1 protein-coding gene is annotated in these 972 nt (G+C 47.6%); it reads right to left on the minus strand.

The genetic code is table 11. The annotated features are described in order from the left end of the window. On the minus strand, positions 1-972 hold a 972-nt coding region (locus tag ACXAGS_RS15705; RefSeq protein ID WP_474908089.1), incomplete at both ends, for a Calx-beta domain-containing protein.

Below are 972 nucleotides of genomic sequence, written 5' to 3' on the forward strand. Positions count from 1 at the left end.
TTGCCGAACCAAAAGCGGTAGAGAAATCCACGTCGAAACCAGAAGCATACGCCCCGGTAAGGGTCACATCAAAAGTAGCGGTAACGCCCACGCCTTCGGTAACGATAACATCGGTCTGTACAATGGAAAGACCTTCCGTACCGGTACTGTCATCATCATTGATGATACCATTTGCGGTGGCATTGTTTATAGGCGCCAACGGATTGGTAGTGCTGTTCAAGGTAACGGTATAGGCTTCTTGCGGCTCGATGATGGCATCATCCAAGATGGAAACTACGATTTGTTGTACTTCGCCATCATTACCAACGAAAGAAATAGTTCCATTGGTTATCGGCGTAAAGTCAGTTGCGGTTGCCGAACCAAAAGCGGTAGAGAAATCCACATCGAAACCAGAAGCATACGCCCCGGTAAGGGTAACATCAAAAGTAGCGGTAACGCCCACACCTTCCGTAACGATAACATCGGTCTGTACAATGGAAAGCCCTTCCGTACCGGTGCTATCATCATCATTGATGATACCATTTGCTGTCGCATTATTGATGGGTACCAACGGATTGGTAGTGCTGTTCAAGGTAACGGTATACGCTTCTTGCGGCTCGATTATGGCATCATCCAAGATGGAAACCACGATTTGCTGCACTTCGCCGTCATTACCAACGAAAGAAATAGTTCCATTGGTGATAGGCGTAAAGTCAGTTGCGGTGGCCGAACCAAAAGCGGTAGAGAAATCCACATCGAAACCAGCAGCATAGGCCCCGGTAAGGGTCACATCAAAAGTAGCGGTTACACCCACACCTTCGGTCACGATAACATCGGTCTGTACAATGGACAAACCTTCCGTACCGGTACTGTCATCATCATTGATAATACCGTTTGCTGTCGCATTATTGATGGGTACCAACGGATTGGTAGTGCTGTTCAAGGTAACGGTATAGGCCTCTTGCGGCTCGATTATGGCATCATCCAAAATAG

This window comes from Croceivirga sp. ABH4_376 (genome assembly GCF_056160685.1).